We start from the raw sequence: 18,468 nt of genomic DNA, 5'->3' as shown, positions 1-18,468 counted from the left end.
TGAGCAGGACGGGCGCCGTGTCGAGCAGGAGATACGTCATCGTGAGCTGGGTGCCGAAGTACACGATGTTGCCGACCGCGTAGACGACGACGATGACGAGCAGCGCGATGACCGACGTGTCCCGGTTGACCAGCAGGCGTCGCCACCACGGATGGGCGTAGTCGGCGTAGGTACGGGTCATGCGACGTCCCTCGATTCGACGAGCTTGCGGTTGCGCCGGGCTGTGAGCAGGCGATCGAGCACGATGGCACTGAGGATGAGCGCGCCCACGAGAGCCTGTTGCCAGAAGTCAGGGATGCCGAGGATCGGCAGCGCCCGGTTGATGGTGATGAGCAGGACCGCGCCGATGGCCGCGCCCCACACGGTGCCGCTGCCCCCGAAGATGGCCACGCCGCCGATGACGACGGCGGCCACAGCCTGGAGCTCGATACCGGTGCCCGCATCGGAGCTCACGGTTCCGTAGCGGGCAGCGAAGACGACCCCGGCCAGCCCGGCCAGCGCCCCGCTGAGGATGAATGCCGCGATGACCCGGCGGCGGACCCGGAGCCCGTAGAGGACGGCTGCCTCCGGGTCGGAGCCGATCGCGTACAGCTCGCGGCCGCCCCGGGCGGTGCGCAGGTAGTACCCGACGGCCACGAGCACGACGACGGCCACGAGGAAGAGCACCGGGATGCTCAGGACCTGCTGGGTGCCGAGCTCGAGGAACCCGCTGGGCATGTCGGAGGCATTGATCCGCTTGCTGCCTGCCCAGGTCAGGACGATCCCTCGGTAGATGTAGAGCGTCCCGAGCGTGATGACCAGAGCGGGCACCTTGCCGAAGCCGACGAGCAGGCCGTTGAGCAGCCCCAGGAAGGCGCCGGCGAGCAGACCAGCGGCGACGACGACGAGGATCGGGAGCCCCGGATGGTCGATGAAGAGTCGTCCGGTGAGATACGCCGTGAGGCCGAGGGTCGAGCCGACGGACAGGTCGACGCTGCGGGTGATGATCACGACCGCCTCGCCCACGGCCAGCAGGAGCAGGATCGACGGGGTGAGCAGCAGGTCGCGCCAGCTGTTGCCGCTGAACAGGAAGCTCGGAGTCTTGACGGTGGCCGCGGCGATCACCAGGAGGAGCACGAGCAGGATCGAGACCTCCCGCGACCTCACCAGGGTGCTGATGAGGCGGCGCGCTGACGTCGCCCTGCTCGGCTCGACGAGCAGCACACGTGCGTGTTCGGCGTGCGTGGCGGTGTCGCTCACGACGGCACCCCCACGGACTGCGTCGCCGCGAGCATGACGGCCTCGGGCGTGGCGTCCCCGCGGGGGATGTCGGCCGTGAGTCGGCCCTCGCACACCACGAGGACCCGGTCGGCCATGCCGAGCACCTCGGGGAGCTCGGACGAGATCATGAGGATGGCCAGGCCGCCGACCGCGAGCTCGGACAGCAGCCGGTGGACCTCAGCCTTGGTCCCGACGTCGATGCCGCGGGTCGGCTCGTCGATGATGAGGAGGCTCGGGTGCGTCGCCAGCCACTTCGCGATCACGAGCTTCTGCTGGTTCCCCCCGCTCATCGTCTGAGCGAGCATGTCGAGCGACGCCGTCTTGACCTCGAGCTTGGCCGCCCACTCGCTCGCGGCCACGTTCTCGGCGCGGGCAGTGAGGATGCCTGCCTTGGTCAGCGTGGACCGGATGACACCGGACACGTTGCGGGCCACCGTGGACTCTGGGACCAGGCCCTGGCGGCGGCGGTCTTCCGGGATGAAGGCGACGCCGGCCTGGATCGCCGAGCGCGGGCTGTTCGCGGGGATCGGCTTGCCGTGGAGGGTCACGGTCCCTGAGTCGTACCGGTCGACTCCGAAGATGGCGCGGGCGATCTCACTTCGCCCGGCCCCGACCAGCCCGGCGAGCCCGACGATCTCGCCGGCGCAGACGTCGAAGGTCACGTCGTGGAAGACCCCGGCGGACGTGAGGCCCTCGACATGAAGGACGTTCGCCCCGAGCTCCGCCGGCACCTTTGGGAACAGGTCGGAGACCTCGCGCCCGACCATGAGGGCCACGATCTCGTCGATGCTGGTGTCGGCAACCTTCGCGGTCGCGATGTAGTCACCGTCGCGCATCACGGTGATCGTGTCGCACAGGTCGAAGACCTCGTCGAACCGGTGGGAGATGAACACGAGCGCCCGACCCTCGTCCCGGAGCCGACGCGCCACCGTGAACAGCCGCTCGACCTCGACCCCGCTGAGCGCTGCGGTCGGCTCGTCCATGATGAGCAGGCGAGCATCCAGCGAGATGGCCTTGGCGATCTCGATGATCTGCTGGTCGGCTATCGAGAGCCCCAGGGCCTGCCTCCGCGGGTCGATGTGGACCCCGAGGCCCGTGAAGAGGTTCGCCGCCTCGGCGTACATCGCGGAGCGGTCGATGCGGCGGCCGCGGCCCAGGATCTGGCGACCCATGAAGATGTTCTCGGTGACCGACAGGTCAGGGAACAGGGTGGGCTCCTGGTAGATCACCGCGATCCCGGCCGCCTTCGACTCGGCTGTCGAGCCGAAGTCGACGACCTCGCCACCCAGGCGCATCTCCCCGCCGTCGCGCCGGTACACCCCGGCGGCGATCTTGACGAGAGTCGACTTGCCCGCCCCGTTCTCGCCCACGAGCGCGTGGATCGACCCGGGATGCGCCTGGAGGTTCCCTGAGCGCAGAGCGACGACCTGGCCGAAGGACTTGGAGACCGCCGTCATGTCCAGCGTCGCGGTGCTGTGCTGTATCGCCATTGAGCTGACCCTTGCGTCGTTGAAAGGTTTCAATCGCGCAACAGTAACCAGTCAGCTGAGAGACGTCAAGAGGCGAGGCGACATCCCGCCGAGCGGCGGACCCGATCCCGACTCAGACCCGCGGAGCGACGACCATGGCGGGCACAGGCCCGCACGACTGCCGGACGATGAGCTCGGTAGGCAGCGTGACGTGGGTCATGTCGAGCTCGCCTCCGGAGAGAAGCTCCAGCAGCATCCGCACGGCGTGGCGACCCATCTCCTGGATCGGCTGCGCGATGGTCGTGAGCTGCGGCGAGACGAGCGCGGACTCGGGCACGTTGTCGAAACCGATGACCGAGACGTCGCCCGGGACGTCGAGGCCGAGGCGCTGGGCGACCTGCATCGTGCGGATCGCGGACAGGTCGTTGGCCGCGAAGACGGCCGTGGGACGCTCGGGGAGCGTGAGCAGCGCGTGCGCGGGCTCTTCAGCGGACTCGGGCCGGTAGCCGCCGACGCGGATGAGCTCGGGGTCGATCGCGATGCCCGCGGCTGTCAGGGCCGCGCGGTAGCCCTCCTCGCGGAGCCGTGCGGACTCGAGGTCGGGCCGACCACCGAGGAACCCGATGCGGCGGTGGCCGAGGGACAGCAGGTGCTCGGTCGCAACCATCGCGCCCTTGAGGTTGTCCGAGTCGACCGTCGGCATGCCGGAGCGGCCCGTGTGGGGGTCGACGGCGACGACGGGGGTGCCGTACTGCGCGTCGACGACCGTCGGGGTGACGAGCACCGCACCGTCGATCAGGGTGCCGGACAGCCGCGACAGGTACCGACGCTCCCAGCCGACGAGCTCCTCGGCAGGTCCGCCGGCCGAGTACGCGAGCAGCTCGTACCCCGCGCCGCGGATCGCCTGGGCGGCACCCTTGAGCAGCTCGGCGCTGAACGGCTCGAAGTCGGCGACAAGGATGCCGATGACGTTGGTGTGGTGGCTCCGCAGGCTCCGAGCGACGAGGCTCGACTCGTACCCGAGGGTCTCGATCACGGCGCGAACTTTGGCGCCCGTGGCCGCAGCGACGCCGTACCGCTCGTTGATGACCTTCGAGACGGTCGCGACCGACACGCCCGCCTCGCGGGCGACGTCGGTGATCGTCACTCTGTGTTGAGGATCCACGCGGAGACTGTATCGCGTGTAAAACGTTATCGAAATCGTTTGACACGCGAGGGCGGGCACGCACGACGACGGCCCACCTCGTCGGCGTGCACAGCGACGTTCAAGCGTAGAAGACGCGCTCCACGACGGCCCGCGCTCGCCTGGCGGTGCGCAGGTAGTGCTCCTCGAGCTCGCCGCCCGATCCCGGCGGGTAGCCGACCACGCGAGCGATCCCCGCGAGGGCCTGGCGATCGTGCGGGAGGACGTCGGCGTGCGCTCCCCCGGTCCTCCCGGTCCAGAGCACGATCGCATCGCGCAGCCGCGATGCGAGCTCCCAGGCGGCGGTCAGGGCCTCGGCGTCGGCCGCGTCGAGCAGGCCCGCGGCGGCCGCGGCGGAGAGCGCCTCGAGCGTCGCGGTCGTCCGCAGCCCCGGGACCTCGTACGCGTGCTGCAGCTGGAGCAGCTGGGCCGTCCACTCGACGTCCGAGACGCCGCCCCGGCCGAGCTTGAGGTGCCGCGCGGGGTCGACACCGCGGGGCAGCCGCTCGGCCTCGACGCGCGCCTTGATCCGCCGGACCTCCCGCACGACGGCGTGGTCGAGCCCGCCCACCGGGTAGCGCAGCGGCGCGACGAGGTCGGCGAAGGCGGCACCGAGCGCCTGGTCGCCCGCGACGGGCCGGGCCCGCAGCAGCGCCTGGCTCTCCCACGGGGACGACCATCGCCCGTAGTACTCGCGGTAGGAGTCGAACGAGCGCACGAGGGGTCCGTTGCGTCCCTCGGGTCGCAGGTCGGCGTCCACCTCGAGAGCCGGCTCGGGCCCGACCTCGCCGAGCAGCTGACGCAGCAGGCTCGCGACCGCGAGAGCGAACTCCTGAGCCTGCGTCGGGTCGGCGCCGGCGACAGGGTCGTGGACGAACAGCACGTCGGCATCCGACGCGTACCCGAGCTCACGCCCGCCGAGCCTGCCCATCGCGACAATGAGCAGCCGCGTGGGGTCCGCGTCCAGGCCGCGGTCGTTCCGGACCTCCTCGGTCGCGATCCGCAGTCCCCCCGCGAGGACGACGTCGGCCGCCATCGACAGGCTCAGCGCCGCGCTCGTGCCCGTCACCACGCCGAGCACGTCAGCCACCGCGGTCCGCGCGAGCTCGCGGCGACGCAGCGCCCGCAGGGTCGTCGCGGCCCCGACCTGCTCGGTCGCACGGGTCAGCACGGCGTCGGCCTCGGCCGTCAGCCGCTCCTGCGAGCGCGGCAGCAGGTCGTCGTCGGCCGCGAGCCACGTCACGGACTCGGGAGACCGCGTGAGGGCGTCCGCGGCGTACTTGGAGGTCGACAGCACGCGCGCGAGGCGCTGGGCGGCCGTGCCCGAGTCGCGCAGCAGCTTGAGGTACCAGTGCGTCGTGCCCAGCTCGTCGGACAGCCGCCGGAACGCGAGCAGGCCCGAGTCGGGGTCGGCGCCGTCCGCGAACCAGCCGATCATCACGGGGAGCAGCTGCCGTTGGATCGACGCACGACGCGACACGCCCTCGGTGAGCGCCGCGATGTGACGCATCGCCCCCGCCGGGTCGCGGTAGCCGATCGCCGCGAGCCGGGCCCGCGCCGCGTCCGGCGCGAGGCTGGCCTCCTCGGTCGAGAGCTGCGCGGTCGCGGGCAGCAACGGTCGGTAGAAGAGCTCCTCATGGAGGTGGCGGACGTCGCGGCGCACGGCCCGCCAGCGGTCCTCGAGGCCCGCGGCGCCGTCGGCGCGCATGCCGACCGAGCGCGCGAGCCGACGCAGGTCCGCCTCGGCGGTCGGCATGAGGTGGGTGCGGCGCAGCCGGTAGAGCTGGATGCGGTGCTCGAGCGCGCGCAGGAACCGGTAGCAGACAGCGAGCTGTGCGGCGCTGTCGCGGCCGACGTAGCCGCCCGCGGCGAGGGCCGCGAGGGCCGTCAGGGTGTTGGGGCTGCGGATCGCCTCGTCCGCGCGTCCGTGCACGAGCTGGAGCAGCTGCACCGTGAACTCGACGTCACGCAGCCCGCCGATGCCGAGCTTGAGCTGGCGGTCCGCCTCCGCCGCAGGCACGTGCTCCTCGACGCGCCGGCGCATCGCCTGCGAGTCCTCGACGAAGTTCTCACGCTGGACCGCGGACCACACGAGCGGGTTCACGGTCGCGACGTACTCGGTGCCCAGCGCCTCGTCGCCCGCGAGGTGACGCGCCTTGAGCAGGGCCTGGAACTCCCACGTCTTGGCCCACCGCTCGTAGTACGCGCGGTGGCTCGCGAGCGTTCGCACGAGCGGGCCGTTCTTGCCCTCGGGTCGCAGCGCGGCGTCGACCGGCCAGAGCGCAGGCTCCCTGGACGCGGTCGAGCACGCACGGGCCAGGCCCGCGGCCAGGCGCGCGGCGACCGCGAGGGCGTCCGCCTCATCGACACCGTCCACCGGCTCGGCGACATAGATGACGTCCACGTCGCTCACGTAGTTGAGCTCACGGCCGCCGCACTTGCCCATGCCGATGACGGCGATCCGCACACCCAGGCCGTGGTCGTCGAGATCGGCGCGCGCGATCGCGAGCGACGCCTCGAGCGCTGCGGCGGCGAGGTCGGCGAGCGCCGCAGCGACGCCCGGGAGCCGCGACAGCGGATCGACCGACGTGAGGTCGCTCGCGGAGATGCGCAGCAGCCGCCGCTGGTACGCGCGCCGCATCGCGTCGACGGAGGCCGCTCCGGCGGCGCTCGCGACCGGCACGGCCGCCTCGGGGTCGGCGCCGACGGCCTCGAGCAGCTCGGCACGCACCGCGTCGGGATGCACCCCGGTCGCTGGGGCGTCGTCCGCCAGCACGGCGAGGTGGTCGGGGTGCGAGGCCAGGTTGTCGCCGAGCGCGACCGATGCTCCGATCACTGCGAGCAGCCGGTCACGACCGGGACCCGGCTCGGCGAGCAGCCCCCGCAGCACCGCGAGGTTCGCCGGGTCGGAGCCCGCCGCACCCGCGATCTTGACCAGAGCGAGCAGCGCCTGGTCCGGGTCGGCGACGTCCGACAGCGGCCCGAGCAACGTCTCGACCGGGTCGTCGCACGCGACCGCGAGTGGTCCGTCGAGGAACATGCGCGCGGCCCGCGCGGCGTCGGCGAAGCCCGCGCGGGTCAGTCGACCCGCGAACGTGTTACCTCGTCCAGCCCCTTCGGTGCCCGTGCTCACATGCGCCACGGTACCGACCCGCGACAGCTCACAGGACCGGCAGGAACCGCTCGAGCTCGTACGGCGTCACCTGGGCCCGGTACTGCTCCCACTCCTGGCGCTTGTTGCGCAGCACGTAGTCGAAGACGTGCTCCCCGAGCGTCTCGGCCACGAGCTCGGACGTCTCCATCACCGTGATGGCCTCGCCGAGCGACCGCGGCAGCGGCTCGATCCCGAGCGCACGACGCTCGGACTCGGTGAGCTCCCACACGTCGTCCTCGGCGCCCTCGGGCAGCTCGTAGCCCTGCTCGATGCCCTTGAGACCGGCGGCGAGCAGCACCGCGAACGCCAGGTACGGGTTGGTCGCGGAGTCCACCGCGCGGTACTCGATGCGGCTCGAGTTCCCCTTGCCGGGCTTGTACATGGGGATGCGCACGAGCGCCGAACGGTTGTTGTGCCCCCAGCAGATGAAGCTCGGCGCCTCAGCGCCGCCCCAGAGCCGCTTGTAGGAGTTGACGAACTGGTTGGTCACCGCGGTGATCTCGGCCGCGTGGACGAGCAGGCCCGCGATGAAGCTGCGCGCGACCTTGGAGAGCTCGAGCGGCGCTCCGGCCTCGTGGAACGCGTTCCGGTCACCCTCGAACAGGGACAGGTGCGTGTGCATGCCCGAGCCGGGCTGGTCAGCAAGCGGCTTCGGCATGAACGACGCGAACACGCCCTGCTCGAGCGCGACCTCCTTGACAACCGTGCGGAAGGTCATGATGTTGTCGGCCGTGGTCAGCGCGTCGGCGTACCGCAGGTCGATCTCGTTCTGCCCAGGACCCGCCTCGTGGTGAGAGAACTCGACCGAGATCCCCATCGACTCGAGCATCGTGATCGCGGCGCGCCGGAAGTCGTGCGCGGTCCCGCGCGGCACGTGGTCGAAGTAGCCGCCCGAGTCAACCGGGACGAGCGGAACATGCGGGTCCGCCGGGGACTCGAAGAGGTAGAACTCGACCTCGGGGTGCGTGTAGAAGGTGAAGCCCTGGTCGCTGCCCTTGGCGAGCGCGCGCTTGAGCACGTTGCGGGAGTCCGCGAGCGACGGCTCCCCGTCGGGCGTGAGGATGTCGCAGAACATCCGCGCGGTGCCGTGGTGCTCACCGCGCCACGGCAGGATCTGGAACGTCGTCGGGTCGGGCCGGGCGATCATGTCCGCCTCGTAGACCCGCGTGAATCCCTGGATCGAGCTGCCGTCGAACCCGATGCCCTCGGCGAAGGCCGACTCGAGCTCGGCGGGGGCAATCGCGACCGACTTCAGGATCCCGAGCACATCGGTGAACCAGAGACGGATGAAGCGGATGTCCCGCTCCTCGACCGTGCGGAGCACGAACTCCTGCTGCCTGTCCATGGCGTACATCCTGCCTGATGGACGCCGTGACCGGACCACTTCGTGGCAGGCGACTCCGGCGAGTCGTCCCCCGCCCGCTCCCCCGCCCCGCCGACCCCGGCGCACCGCCGCACCCACGCGCCGTGACCATGTGGCCTGGCGCAATAGGCTCGGGGCATGGCGCAGCTACGCATCGCGCTGGCGCAGATCGACACGTGCGTCGGCGACCTCGAGGCCAACACCCGTGCGGTCGTGGAGTGGGCACGACGCGCGGCCGACGCCGGCGCCGACCTCGTCGTGTTCCCGGAGATGACGGTGACGGGGTACCCCATCGAGGACCTCGCGCTGCGCGCATCCTTCCGCCGAGGCGCCGAGGCGGCACTGGTCCGGACCGCCGGCGAGCTCGTCGCGGCCGGGCTCGGCGACCTCGCGGTGCTCGTCGGCACCGTCGGGGAGAAGACCAGCCAGGAGCACGCAGGAGCCCCGGCACGGCCCACGAACCAGGCGGTCCTGCTCCAGCACGGTGTCGTCCAGGCTCGTTACGACAAGCACCACCTGCCGAACTACGGCGTGTTCGACGAGTTCCGCATCTTCACGCCCGGGGACACCGCGTGCGTCCTGGACGTCCGCGGACGTCGTGTCGGCGTCGTCATCTGCGAGGACATCTGGCAGGACGGCGGGCCGGTCTCGCAGCTTGCCGCGGACGGCGTCGACCTGCTCGTCGTGCTCAACGGCTCGCCGTTCGAGGAGGGCAAGGGGCACCTGCGGACCGACCTGGCCGCGCGCCGGGCCCGTGAGGTCCGTGCGCCGCTCGCCTACGTCAACATGGTCGGCGGGCAGGACGACCTCGTGTTCGACGGCGGCTCGTTCGTCGTGGCCGACGACGGCACGGTCGTCGCACGGGCGCCTCAGTTCGTCGAGCACCTGCTCGTGTGGGAGCTCCCTGCCGAGGGCGAGCCGTCGCGCCCCGCCGAGATCGCCCCGGCCCTCGACCCCGACGAGGAGATCTACCGCGCGATCGTCACCGGGCTCACGGGCTACGCCCGCAAGAACGGGTTCACGTCGGTCGTGCTCGGGCTGTCGGGAGGCATCGACTCCGCCCTCGTCGCCGCGATCAGCGCGGACGCGCTCGGCGGCCAGAACGTCGTCGGCGTCTCGCTGCCGTCGCGCTACTCCTCGGTCCACTCGAAGGACGACGCGGCGGACCTCGCGCAGCGGATCGGCGCGGACTACCGGGTGCAGCCGATCGGCCCGATGGTCGACGCGTTCGAGGGTCAGCTCGGGCTCGAGGGCGTCGCGGCCGAGAATCTCCAGGCCCGCGTGCGCGGGGTGATCCTCATGGGGCTCTCGAACTCCGAGGGGCACCTCGTGCTCGCGACGGGCAACAAGAGCGAGCTCGCCGTGGGCTACTCGACGATCTACGGCGACGCGGTCGGTGGCTACGCGCCGCTCAAGGACGTCGACAAGTCGCGGGTCTGGGCGCTGTCACGCTGGCGCAACCGGGCCGCCGTCGACGCCGGGCAGGTCCCCCCGATCCCGGAGAGCTCCATCACGAAGCCGCCGTCGGCCGAGCTGCGACCCGGCCAGGTCGACCAGGACTCCCTGCCGCCCTACGACCTGCTCGACGAGGTGCTGGACGCCTACGTCGAGAACGCCGAGGGGCGCGCCGAGCTGCTCGCGCGCGGGTTCGACCCCGCCGTCGTGGACAAGGTGCTCTCGCTCGTCGACCGTGCCGAGTGGAAGCGTCGGCAGTACCCGGTCGGCCCCAAGGTCACCGCCCTCGCGTTCGGCCGCGACCGTAGGCTGCCGATCACGACGCGTTGGCGCGAACCGTGAACCGACCCGCCCCCCAGACCCTGCGTGACCCCGAGCACGGACCAGGAGCAGCCCCGATGACCGACACCACGAAGCGCGTGCGCGTGCACCACCTGCGCGAGGCCAAGCAGCGCGGCGAGAAGCTGACGATGCTCACTGCGTACGACGCGCCGACCGCGCGCATCTTCGACGAGGCCGGGATCGACATGCTGCTGGTCGGTGACTCGATCGGCAACACGATGCTCGGGCACGCCACGACCATCCCGGTCACGGTCGACGAGCTCATCCCTGCGGTGCGGGCCGTGAGCCGCAGCGCCCATCGCGCGCTCGTCGTCGCCGACTTCCCGTTCGGCTCGTACGAGTCCGGCCCGGCACAGGCTCTCGCGACGGGCGTGCGCTTCCTCAAGGAGGCCGGTGCGCATGCGGTCAAGCTCGAGGGCGGCCGCCGGATCGCCGCCCAGGTCCGGGCCCTGACGGACGCCGGCATCCCGGTCGTCGGGCACCTCGGCTTCACGCCGCAGTCGGAGAACATCCTCGGCGGAAAGCGCGTGCAGGGCCGAGGCTCCCAGGCCGCCGAGGCGCTGAGCGCGGACGCGATCGCTCTCCAGGAGGCGGGCGCGGTCGCTGTCGTGCTCGAGATGGTGCCGAGCGACGTCGCCGCCCGGATCACCGAGATCCTGCGGATCCCCACGATCGGCATCGGTGCCGGCTCGGAGGTGGACGGCCAGGTGCTCGTGTGGCTCGACATGGCGGGCATGGGCGACTGGTCGCCGCGGTTCGCCAAGCAGTACGCGCAGGTCGGCCGGGTGCTGGGCGACGCGGCGCGCGCCTACGCCGACGACGTGCGGGCCGGGACGTTCCCCGACGCCGAGCACTCGTTCCTGACCTGAGCCCGGCTGCTGCTCAGCGCTCCTCCTCTTCCTCCTCGGCCTTCCACTTCTGGGCGCGCGCGGCGGCCGTCTCGAGCGCCTTCTGGGCGGCCTCCCGCGTCGGGTACGGCCCCATCCTGTTGGACCAGTCGGAGACCCTGCCCTCTTCGACCTGGTGCGTGGCGACGTTGTAGTAGAACTGCTGACCACTGCCCGTCATGGGTCCTCCTTCGCGCCCTGAGGGCCGACGGCGGCCCTCGTCCGTAGACTGCCAGGTATGTCGTCCGTGCACGCGCCGAGAGGTGCGCTCGTCCCCGGGACCGTGAGCCCCCAGCGATCGGTCCCTTCCTCGATCCCCCGCCCGGAGTACGTCGGGCGGCCCGCACCGGCACGCCACACGGGCACCGACGTCGTCGCTCCCGAGACGATCGAGCGGATCCGCGTCGCCGCGCGCATCGCCGCACGCGCGCTCGAGGAGGTCGGGCGGGGCATCGTCCCCGGCGTCACCACCGACGAGCTCGACCGCATCGGCCACGAGTACCTCGTCGACCACCACGCCTACCCGTCGACGCTCGGCTACCGCGGGTTCCCGAAGTCGCTGTGCACGTCGGTCAACGAGGTGGTGTGCCACGGCATCCCCGACACGACCGTCCTGCAGGACGGCGACATCGTCAACATCGACATCACCGCCTACATCGGCGGCGTGCACGGCGACACCAACGCGACGTTCGCCGTCGGGACCGTCGACGAGGAGTCGGCGCTGCTCATCGAGCGCACGCGCGAGTCCCTGGCGCGGGCCATCAAGGCGGTCAAGCCCGGCCGTGAGATCAACGTCATCGGACGGGTGATCGAGAAGTACGCGCAGCGCTTCGGCTACGGAGTCGTGCGCGACTACACGGGCCACGGGGTCGGCGAGACGTTCCACACCGGCCTGGTGATCCCGCACTACGATGCCGCGCCGCACTACGCGACAGTCATCGAACCCGGCATGGTCTTCACGATCGAGCCGATGTTGAACCTGGGTACGCCCGACTGCGTCAGCTGGGACGACGGCTGGACCGTCCTCACGGCCGACGGCCGTCGCAGCGCCCAGTTCGAGCACACCCTCGTCGTGACCGACACCGGAGCGGAGATCCTCACCCTGCCATGAGCGACCACAAGCACGGCTCCAAGAAGCGCGCCCCCACAGCCTTCGGCATCGACATCGGCGGCAGCGGCATCAAGGGCGCGCCGGTCAACCTCGAGACCGGCGAGTTCAGCGCCGATCGCGTGCGGATCCCGACGCCGCAGCCGGCGACCCCCGACGCGGTCGCCCAGACCGTCGCCCAGGTGATCGAGGCGTTCCACCTGCCCGCCGAGCTGCACGTCGGGGTCACGTTCCCCGCCGTGATCCTGCACGGTGTCGCGCAGTCCGCCGCGAACGTCGACCCGTCGTGGATCGGCACCAACGTCGAGACGGCCGTGGCGCGCGCGACCGGTCGCTCGGTCGTGGCCGTGAACGACGCAGACGCGGCCGGCTACGCCGAGACCCTGTACGGCGCCGCACGGGACAACGCAGGCGTCGTGATCGTCGTGACGCTCGGCACCGGGATCGGCTCCGCGATCATCGTCGACGGCGTCCTCGTGCCGAACACCGAGCTCGGTCACCTGGAGATCGACGGGCACGACGCCGAGAGCAAGGCGGCCGACAGCGCGCGCGAGCGCGAGGGGCTGGACTGGGCGCAGTGGTCGGCGCGCCTGCAGCGGTACTTCAAGACCGTCGAGAACCTGTTCTGGCCCGACCTCATCGTCGTCGGCGGCGGTGTGAGCAAGCATCACGCGAGCTTCCTGCCGCTCCTCGACCTGCGGACGAAAATCGTGCCGGCCGAGCTGCGCAACGCCGCCGGGATCGTGGGAGCAGCGGCGCTCGCGTCCCGCACCAAGCGGACCGACTGACGTCGCCCCCGGAGCGGTGTCGCACGAGGACGGGACGGCGACCGTGGGCAGACAGCTGACGCAGGTCGCGCCCGGCGTCTGGACGGCGACGGCCGAGATCTGGACGAGCCTGACGACCCTGGTGGTGGCCGACGACGGCGCATGCCTGATCGTCGACCCCGGGATCACCGTCGCGGAGGTCGAGTCGCTGGCCGCCGAGATCCACGCCCGCGGCTGGCGCGTCGAGGCCGCGTTCGCCACGCACCCCCACTGGGACCACGTGCTGTGGTCCGCACAGCTCGGCGACGTGCCGCGCTTTGCGACGCCGGCCGCAGTGACGGCCCAGGCACGATCGCGCGACGCGGACCTGTCGAAGGCCGACGCGACGGCACCCGGGCACGACCGCGACCTGTTCGGCCGGCTCACCGCTCTGCCCGACGACGCCGTCGCTGTGCCGTGGTCCGGTCCCCGCGCGTTGGTCGTCGACCACCGGGCGCACGCGCCCGGCCACGCCGCGCTCGTGCTCCCCGACTCCGGTGTGCTGGTCGCGGGCGACATGCTCTCGGACGTCGAGATCCCGCTGCTGGACGTCGACGCGGCCGACCCCGCCGGCGACTACCGCGACGGGCTCCACCGTCTCGAGGCGGCTGTGACCCGGCATGCCCTCACCACGGTCATCCCCGGGCACGGCCATGTCGGCGGCCCGCGTGAGCTCGCCCGGCGGTTCGTGGTGGACCGGGTGTACCTCGGCGCCCTCCGCGCGGGCCTCGACGCCGCCGACCCCCGCCTTGCCGACCCGTGGCTCGGCGAGGCCCACGAGCAGCAGCTCCGAGCGGTCTCGCCGGATTGATGGACCGGCCATGGGCCGCCGGGCTACCGTCGATCCATGGGACTCGTCGTGGGCCAGCTGTCCGTCGACTGCGGGGAGCCGGCCGCGCTCGCGCAGTGGTGGGCGCAGGTCCTCGGCTGGCACGTCGTGGGATCTGCCGCTGACGACGAGGACAACGACGCGCTCGCGGACGAGGACGAGGTCGGCATCGAACCCGACGACGGGTCGCCCCTCGGCGTGCTGTTCTTGCGCGTGCCGGAGGCCAAGTCGGTCAAGAACCGCCTGCACCTCGACCTGCGACCCCAGGACGGCTCCGACCAGGAGACGGAGCTCGCGCGGCTGATCGAGCTAGGCGCCCGTCCGGTCGACATCGGGCAGGGCCTCGACGTGACCTGGTACGTCCTGGTCGATCCTGAGGGCAACGAGTTCTGCCTGCTCCGCTCGACGCCGTCGCAGCTCGCCGAGGCGCTCGCCGACGTGCTGGATTGACCGGCCGTCGGCCGTTCCCGGTCGGCAGGTGCGTGGCGCGGATGAGCTGGCCGATACGCCGGGTTCTGTCGCGCCGCATTCCTGACCTGCAACAACGAAGACAAATGCTCCCCTGACCTGGACAAACACCGTTGGTGACTGTTTGCACGAGATGGTCGCTTGCGGGCGTCTTGCGGACTTCCTGCGGACTGGCTGCGGATCACGCTCGGGTGTCACACCGCCCGCACCACGGTCACCAGAACGGCCCCGACCGACGCCGGAAGGTCGACTCAGGCACTTGAGCCGCGCGAAGTCGAGGTCGTCCGCGCGCTGACGACCTAACCGGCGCACGGCACTGCGCGCCTTGTGTAGCCGGGGCGACAAGGTCGCGCGGTGCACCGTGCACTGGCTGATGCGTCAGCACGGGCTCCCCGGGATCTCCCGGGCAACTTGGGGCGGGCGCCCCTCGGAGACCGATGCGGAGCTCAGCCCGGCAGGCGTCCCAGCCCGTCGGCCACGGGGATCGCTGCCAGCAGTAGCTGCGTGTAGTCGTTCTGCGGCTGGTTCCAGACGTCCTCGGTCGGCCCCTGCTCGACGATCCGTCCGGACTTCATGACGGCGATGTGGTCGGCGACGAGGCGCACGATCGACAGGTCGTGGCTGATGAACAGCACCGAGGTGTGGGAGCGGAGGGCGACGTCTCGCACGAGGCGCGCGACCTTGGCCTGCAGCGAGGCATCGAGGGAGGCGATCGGCTCGTCGCCGATCAACAGTTGCGGCCCGACGGCCATGGCCCGGGCGATGGCGATCCGCTGGCGTTGCCCGCCGCTGAACTGATGCGGGTACAGGGCGGCAGCCGAGGGGTCGATCTCCACCTCGCTCAGGAGCTCCGCGACGGACCGCGCGTCGACGGGGTTCGCGGCGCGCGCGTCCTCGAGCTGGCTGCCGATGGGCCGACGGGGGTTGAGCGATGCATTCGGGTTCTGGAAGACCATCTGGATCGGCAGCAGGGAGGCCGGTCGTCTGCGCAGGCTGAGCGGGACGATGGGTGTCCCGCCGAAGGTCGCCGTGCCGGTCTGGAGGCGTTCGAGGCCGCAGATCGCGCGCGCGAGCGTGGACTTGCCGCACCCCGACTCGCCGACCAGTCCGACCACTTCGCCGGGTGCCACGCGCAGATCCACGTGGTCCACCGCCTGCACGTCACGGTGGCCGTGCCGCTGGTAGCGGATCGACACGTCGGTCAGGACGAGCTCAGCGGCCATCGGTCTCTCCTGTCGCGTGGACCGGACCACGTCGGTCGTCGTCCGGACGCGGCACCCGGTTGGGGAGCGAGTCGATGAGCTCGCGGGTGTAGGGGTGCTGGGGTCGGGTGAGGACGTCGAACCGGCTGCCGGTCTCCACGACGCGGCCGCGGCGCATGACCGTGACGGTGTCCGCGACGGCGGACAGCACCGCAAGGTCGTGCGTGATGAGGAGTGTGGCGAGGCCGAGATCGTCGGAGAGCCCCCGCAGCAGCCGCAGGATCTCTGCCTGGACCGTGACGTCGAGCGCGGTCGTCGGCTCGTCGGCGATGAGGATGCTGGGTTCACACATCAGGGCCGAGGCGATGGCGACCCGCTGGAGCTGGCCTCCGCTGAACTGGTGCGGGTATCGCCGCAGGGCGTCCTCGGGGTCCGGCACCTGCACGCGGTCGAGGAGGGCGAGGGCCCGCTCGCGTGCCTCCCGTCGAGACAGGCTCAGGTGGTGCCGGGCGTGGTCGGTCAGCTGGGTGCCGATGCTCAGGAGGGGATGGAACGCCGACGTCGGGTCCTGGAAGACCATCGCGATCTCCTTGCCCCGCAGGCGGTTCATGGCTCGCGCCGGTAGCCCGAGAAGGTTCTGGCCGTGATGCTCGATCACCCCCGACACCTGCGCCTCGGACGGCTGCAGGCCGGCCACCGTCAGAGCGGTGATGCTCTTGCCCGAGCCCGACTCCCCCGCCAGACCCGTGATAGCCCCGGTCGGGACGTGCAGATCGACGCCCTTGAGGATCGGGACGCCCCGGATGTTCATCGTCAGGTTCGCGATGCGCAAGCCACCCGGCGGTGCGGCGCTCACAGCGACCGCCCCCTGACCATGCGCTGCGACTGCGGGTCGAGTGAGTCACGCAGCGCGTCGCCGACGAAGTTCACGGCGACCACGATGCTGAAGATCGCCAAGCCGGCGGAGGTCGCGATCCACCACGACGAGAACTGCTGCATCCCGTCGGCGACGATGGACCCCCACTCCGGCGTCGGTGGCACGTTCCCGAGCCCGAGGAAGGACAGCCCGGAGAGCGTGAGGATCGCCGTGCCGAGGTCGAGGGTGCCCAGGACCAGGACGGGCGCGACGACGTTCGGGAGGATGTCGCGCCGCAGGGAGGTGAACGGGCCGAACCCGAGGAGCCGGCCGGCCACCACGTAGTCGTAGTTCTTCGCGCCGAGCACGAGGGACCGGGTCACGCGCGCGTAGGCGGGCCAGCTCACGAGCAGCATCGCGATGACGGCGTTGAAGAGGCTCGGGCCGAGCGCCGCCGCGATCACCATGGCGAGGATGATCGTCGGGAACGCGAAGACGACGTCGGCGATGCGCATGACGACCTCGTCCACGACGCGGCCGAGGTAGCCCGCGGCGGCGCCGAGGATCCCTCCGACCAGCATCGAGAGCAGTACGAGCGCCACGGCGACCGGGATCGAGATCCGTGCGCCCGCGACGACCCTCGAGAAGACGTCGCGGCCGAGGGCGTCGGTGCCGAACCAGTGCCCGGCCCCGGGCGCTGCCAACCGGTCGCTGCTCTGACCGAGCGGGTCGTGCGTCTGGACCAGGGGCGCGAACACGATCACGAGGACCCACGCGGTGATGACGGCCAGGCCGATGATGGTCAGCGGGGAGCGCCAGGGCGATTCGGCCCCGCGGTGCGCGCGGAGGGACGACGTCCGTCCGTTCCGGGGCGCCGGTGTCAGCGTGGTCATGGCGTCCGCACCCTCGGGTCGATGAGGGCCGTCGCGATGTCGACCAGGAGGTTGATCGTGATGTAGGCCGCTCCGACCAGGAGGCCGACGCCCATGATGGCCTGCAGGTCGAGCTTCGTTGCGGCGAGGTAGGCGTACTGGCCGAGGCCGTGCCAGGCGAAGACCTGTTCGATCAGGACGGCGCCCGACAGTAGCGAGGCGGTGACCAGGCCGACGAGGGTGAGGATGGGCACCAGCGCTCCGGTCAGGATGTAGCGGAACGTCACCGTGGCCGGGCTGAGCCCCTTGGCGCGCGCGGCGCGCACGTAGGGCTGGTTCAGGACGTCGAGCACCGCGGAGCGGGTGAAGCGGACGAGCAGACCCACGGCATAGAGCGTCAGCACCAGCGCCGGGAGCACGAGATGCGCGAGCGCGTTGGCGAAGATGGCCCGCTGACCGGCCAGGACCGCATCGATCGTGTAGAACCCGGTCACGTGGGGTGGCGGGGTCAGCTGGGGGTCGAGGCGGCCAGAACCGGGAAGCAGCTGGAGCTTGAAGAAGAAGACGTAGAACACGATCAGCGCGAGCCAGAACGTCGGTGTCGAGATCCCCACCACGCTGACCAGGCGGATCAACTGGTCGGTGAGACGTCGGTGCCGCAGCGCGGCGAGGAGGCCGAGGCCGACGCCGATGGCCACGGCCAGGACGAGGACGACGCTCGCCAGCTCGGCCGTCGCCGGGAACGCCGCGGCGAGATCCTGCGCGACGGGCTTGCGGGTCTGCGCCGACATCCCCAGGTTGCCGTGCAGCAGCCGGCCGAGGTAGCCCAGGTACTGCGCGATCAGCGGCTTGTCGAGACCCATGTCGAGCCGGTATTGGGCGACGATCTTGGGATCCGCGGCGGCCTGGTCGCCTAGGACGGCGGCCAGCGGATCGGCCGGCACCAGGTTCGTCAGCACGAAGGTGACGACTGTCACGCCCCACAACAGCAGGACGCTGAGACCGGCGCGCATCGCGATGAAGCGCGCCAGTGGGGGGACGCGGAGCCGTGGTCCCCCGTCGTCCGACCGCCCGCGGTCCGGCGCTGCCGGCCGGACCTGCGCACTGGTCGTCATGCGATTCCTCCCGGCGATCGTCGGTGCAGCGGGCCGCCCCGCCCGCGGCGGTGCCGTCAACGGCCGGAACGGCATCTCGCGGACTGGCGACGTGCCGTC

General features: G+C 71.3%; 16 protein-coding genes and 1 pseudogene. 6 read left to right on the top strand and 11 right to left on the bottom strand.

The features are described 5' to 3' along the window. The 6 genes and pseudogenes from VFW79_RS15955 to VFW79_RS15930 all read right to left on the bottom strand — a co-directional run. Positions 1-181: pseudogene (locus tag VFW79_RS15955) on the bottom strand (ABC transporter permease); the annotation flags it as partial. Further along, a complete protein-coding gene (locus tag VFW79_RS15950) occupies positions 178-1,158 on the bottom strand; it encodes an ABC transporter permease (protein ID WP_329678273.1) in 981 nt (326 codons plus the stop codon). The gene VFW79_RS15950 and the pseudogene VFW79_RS15955, both read right to left, overlap by 4 nt. Before the next feature lie 77 nt (positions 1,159-1,235). Beyond that, complete coding sequence (locus VFW79_RS15945; protein ID WP_329678271.1) at positions 1,236-2,750, bottom strand: sugar ABC transporter ATP-binding protein; 1,515 nt, start codon at positions 2,748-2,750, stop codon at positions 1,236-1,238. 112 nt (positions 2,751-2,862) lie between these two features. Then, positions 2,863-3,894, bottom strand: a complete 1,032-nt coding sequence (locus tag VFW79_RS15940) for a LacI family DNA-binding transcriptional regulator (RefSeq protein ID WP_329678270.1) — start codon at positions 3,892-3,894, stop codon at positions 2,863-2,865. A 100-nt stretch (positions 3,895-3,994) separates the two neighbouring features. Beyond that, positions 3,995-7,045 carry a bifunctional [glutamine synthetase] adenylyltransferase/[glutamine synthetase]-adenylyl-L-tyrosine phosphorylase gene (locus VFW79_RS15935; RefSeq protein ID WP_329678269.1) on the bottom strand — a complete coding sequence of 1,017 codons (3,051 nt, stop codon included), beginning with the start codon at positions 7,043-7,045 and terminating at the stop codon, positions 3,995-3,997. A gap of 28 nt (positions 7,046-7,073) precedes the next feature. Next, positions 7,074-8,411: a glutamine synthetase family protein gene (locus VFW79_RS15930; protein WP_329678268.1), complete on the bottom strand. Its 1,338-nt coding sequence runs from the start codon at positions 8,409-8,411 to the stop codon at positions 7,074-7,076. A 156-nt stretch (positions 8,412-8,567) separates the two neighbouring features. On the opposite strand from VFW79_RS15930, the gene VFW79_RS15925 reads away from it, so the two are divergent. Both VFW79_RS15925 and panB read left to right on the top strand, forming a co-directional pair. Next, positions 8,568-10,226, top strand: coding sequence for an NAD+ synthase (locus tag VFW79_RS15925; protein WP_329678267.1), 1,659 nt, complete (start codon positions 8,568-8,570; stop codon positions 10,224-10,226). 56 nt (positions 10,227-10,282) lie between these two features. Next, on the top strand, positions 10,283-11,095 hold the full coding sequence (gene panB / locus VFW79_RS15920; RefSeq protein WP_329678266.1) for a 3-methyl-2-oxobutanoate hydroxymethyltransferase: 813 nt from the start codon (positions 10,283-10,285) through the stop codon (positions 11,093-11,095). A 13-nt stretch (positions 11,096-11,108) separates the two neighbouring features. Here panB and VFW79_RS15915 read toward each other — a convergent pair whose 3' ends face one another. Beyond that, positions 11,109-11,294 (bottom strand): SPOR domain-containing protein, encoded by a 186-nt coding sequence (locus VFW79_RS15915; RefSeq protein WP_329678265.1) that lies wholly within the window; start codon positions 11,292-11,294, stop codon positions 11,109-11,111. Between the two features lie 57 nt (positions 11,295-11,351). On the opposite strand from VFW79_RS15915, the gene map reads away from it, so the two are divergent. From map to VFW79_RS15895, 4 genes are read left to right on the top strand one after another with little or no spacing between them, the layout of a single operon-like run. Next, positions 11,352-12,224, top strand: a complete 873-nt coding sequence (gene map, locus VFW79_RS15910; RefSeq protein WP_414648009.1) for a type I methionyl aminopeptidase — start codon at positions 11,352-11,354, stop codon at positions 12,222-12,224. Next, positions 12,221-13,009, top strand: a complete 789-nt coding sequence (gene ppgK / locus VFW79_RS15905) for a polyphosphate--glucose phosphotransferase (RefSeq protein WP_329678264.1) — start codon at positions 12,221-12,223, stop codon at positions 13,007-13,009. Before map ends, ppgK begins: the two co-directional genes overlap by 4 nt. Positions 13,010-13,052: 43 nt before the next feature. Continuing rightward, complete coding sequence (locus VFW79_RS15900) at positions 13,053-13,838, top strand: MBL fold metallo-hydrolase (protein WP_329678263.1); 786 nt, start codon at positions 13,053-13,055, stop codon at positions 13,836-13,838. A 36-nt stretch (positions 13,839-13,874) separates the two neighbouring features. Then, on the top strand, positions 13,875-14,306 hold the full coding sequence (locus tag VFW79_RS15895; RefSeq protein ID WP_329678262.1) for a VOC family protein: 432 nt from the start codon (positions 13,875-13,877) through the stop codon (positions 14,304-14,306). 464 nt (positions 14,307-14,770) lie between these two features. Here VFW79_RS15895 and VFW79_RS15890 read toward each other — a convergent pair whose 3' ends face one another. From VFW79_RS15890 to VFW79_RS15875, 4 genes are read right to left on the bottom strand one after another with little or no spacing between them, the layout of a single operon-like run. Continuing rightward, on the bottom strand, positions 14,771-15,547 hold the full coding sequence (locus tag VFW79_RS15890) for an ABC transporter ATP-binding protein (protein WP_329678261.1): 777 nt from the start codon (positions 15,545-15,547) through the stop codon (positions 14,771-14,773). Continuing rightward, entirely contained in the window at positions 15,537-16,382 is an 846-nt protein-coding gene (locus VFW79_RS15885; RefSeq protein ID WP_329678260.1) for an ABC transporter ATP-binding protein, read from the bottom strand. The genes VFW79_RS15890 and VFW79_RS15885 overlap by 11 nt, the downstream gene beginning before the upstream one ends. Further along, positions 16,379-17,275 (bottom strand): ABC transporter permease, encoded by an 897-nt coding sequence (locus VFW79_RS15880; protein WP_329678259.1) that lies wholly within the window; start codon positions 17,273-17,275, stop codon positions 16,379-16,381. Before VFW79_RS15880 ends, VFW79_RS15885 begins: the two co-directional genes overlap by 4 nt. After that, entirely contained in the window at positions 17,272-18,369 is a 1,098-nt protein-coding gene (locus tag VFW79_RS15875; RefSeq protein ID WP_329678258.1) for an ABC transporter permease, read from the bottom strand. Before VFW79_RS15875 ends, VFW79_RS15880 begins: the two co-directional genes overlap by 4 nt. Positions 18,370-18,468 lie beyond the last annotated feature (99 nt).

Origin of the sequence: Cellulomonas sp. (assembly GCF_036279715.1) — a bacterium.
Taxonomy (GTDB): Bacteria; Actinomycetota; Actinomycetes; order Actinomycetales; family Cellulomonadaceae; genus Cellulomonas_A.
This window is presented reverse-complemented; position numbering and strand designations above follow the sequence as displayed.

Bases quoted from the DNA above. Each gene is read 5' to 3' on its own strand.
- VFW79_RS15915 (WP_329678265.1), bottom strand. From the start codon at position 11,294: ATGACGGGCAGTGGTCAGCAGTTCTACTACAACGTCGCCACGCACCAG.
- VFW79_RS15895 (WP_329678262.1), top strand. From the start codon at position 13,875: ATGGGACTCGTCGTGGGCCAGCTGTCCGTCGACTGCGGGGAGCCGGCC.
- VFW79_RS15890 (WP_329678261.1), bottom strand. From the start codon at position 15,547: ATGGCCGCTGAGCTCGTCCTGACCGACGTGTCGATCCGCTACCAGCGG.
- panB (WP_329678266.1), top strand. From the start codon at position 10,283: ATGACCGACACCACGAAGCGCGTGCGCGTGCACCACCTGCGCGAGGCC.
- VFW79_RS15925 (WP_329678267.1), top strand. From the start codon at position 8,568: ATGGCGCAGCTACGCATCGCGCTGGCGCAGATCGACACGTGCGTCGGC.
- ppgK (WP_329678264.1), top strand. From the start codon at position 12,221: ATGAGCGACCACAAGCACGGCTCCAAGAAGCGCGCCCCCACAGCCTTC.
- VFW79_RS15930 (WP_329678268.1), bottom strand. From the start codon at position 8,411: ATGGACAGGCAGCAGGAGTTCGTGCTCCGCACGGTCGAGGAGCGGGAC.
- map (WP_414648009.1), top strand. From the start codon at position 11,352: ATGTCGTCCGTGCACGCGCCGAGAGGTGCGCTCGTCCCCGGGACCGTG.
- VFW79_RS15875 (WP_329678258.1), bottom strand. From the start codon at position 18,369: ATGACGACCAGTGCGCAGGTCCGGCCGGCAGCGCCGGACCGCGGGCGG.
- VFW79_RS15945 (WP_329678271.1), bottom strand. From the start codon at position 2,750: ATGGCGATACAGCACAGCACCGCGACGCTGGACATGACGGCGGTCTCC.
- VFW79_RS15880 (WP_329678259.1), bottom strand. From the start codon at position 17,275: ATGACCACGCTGACACCGGCGCCCCGGAACGGACGGACGTCGTCCCTC.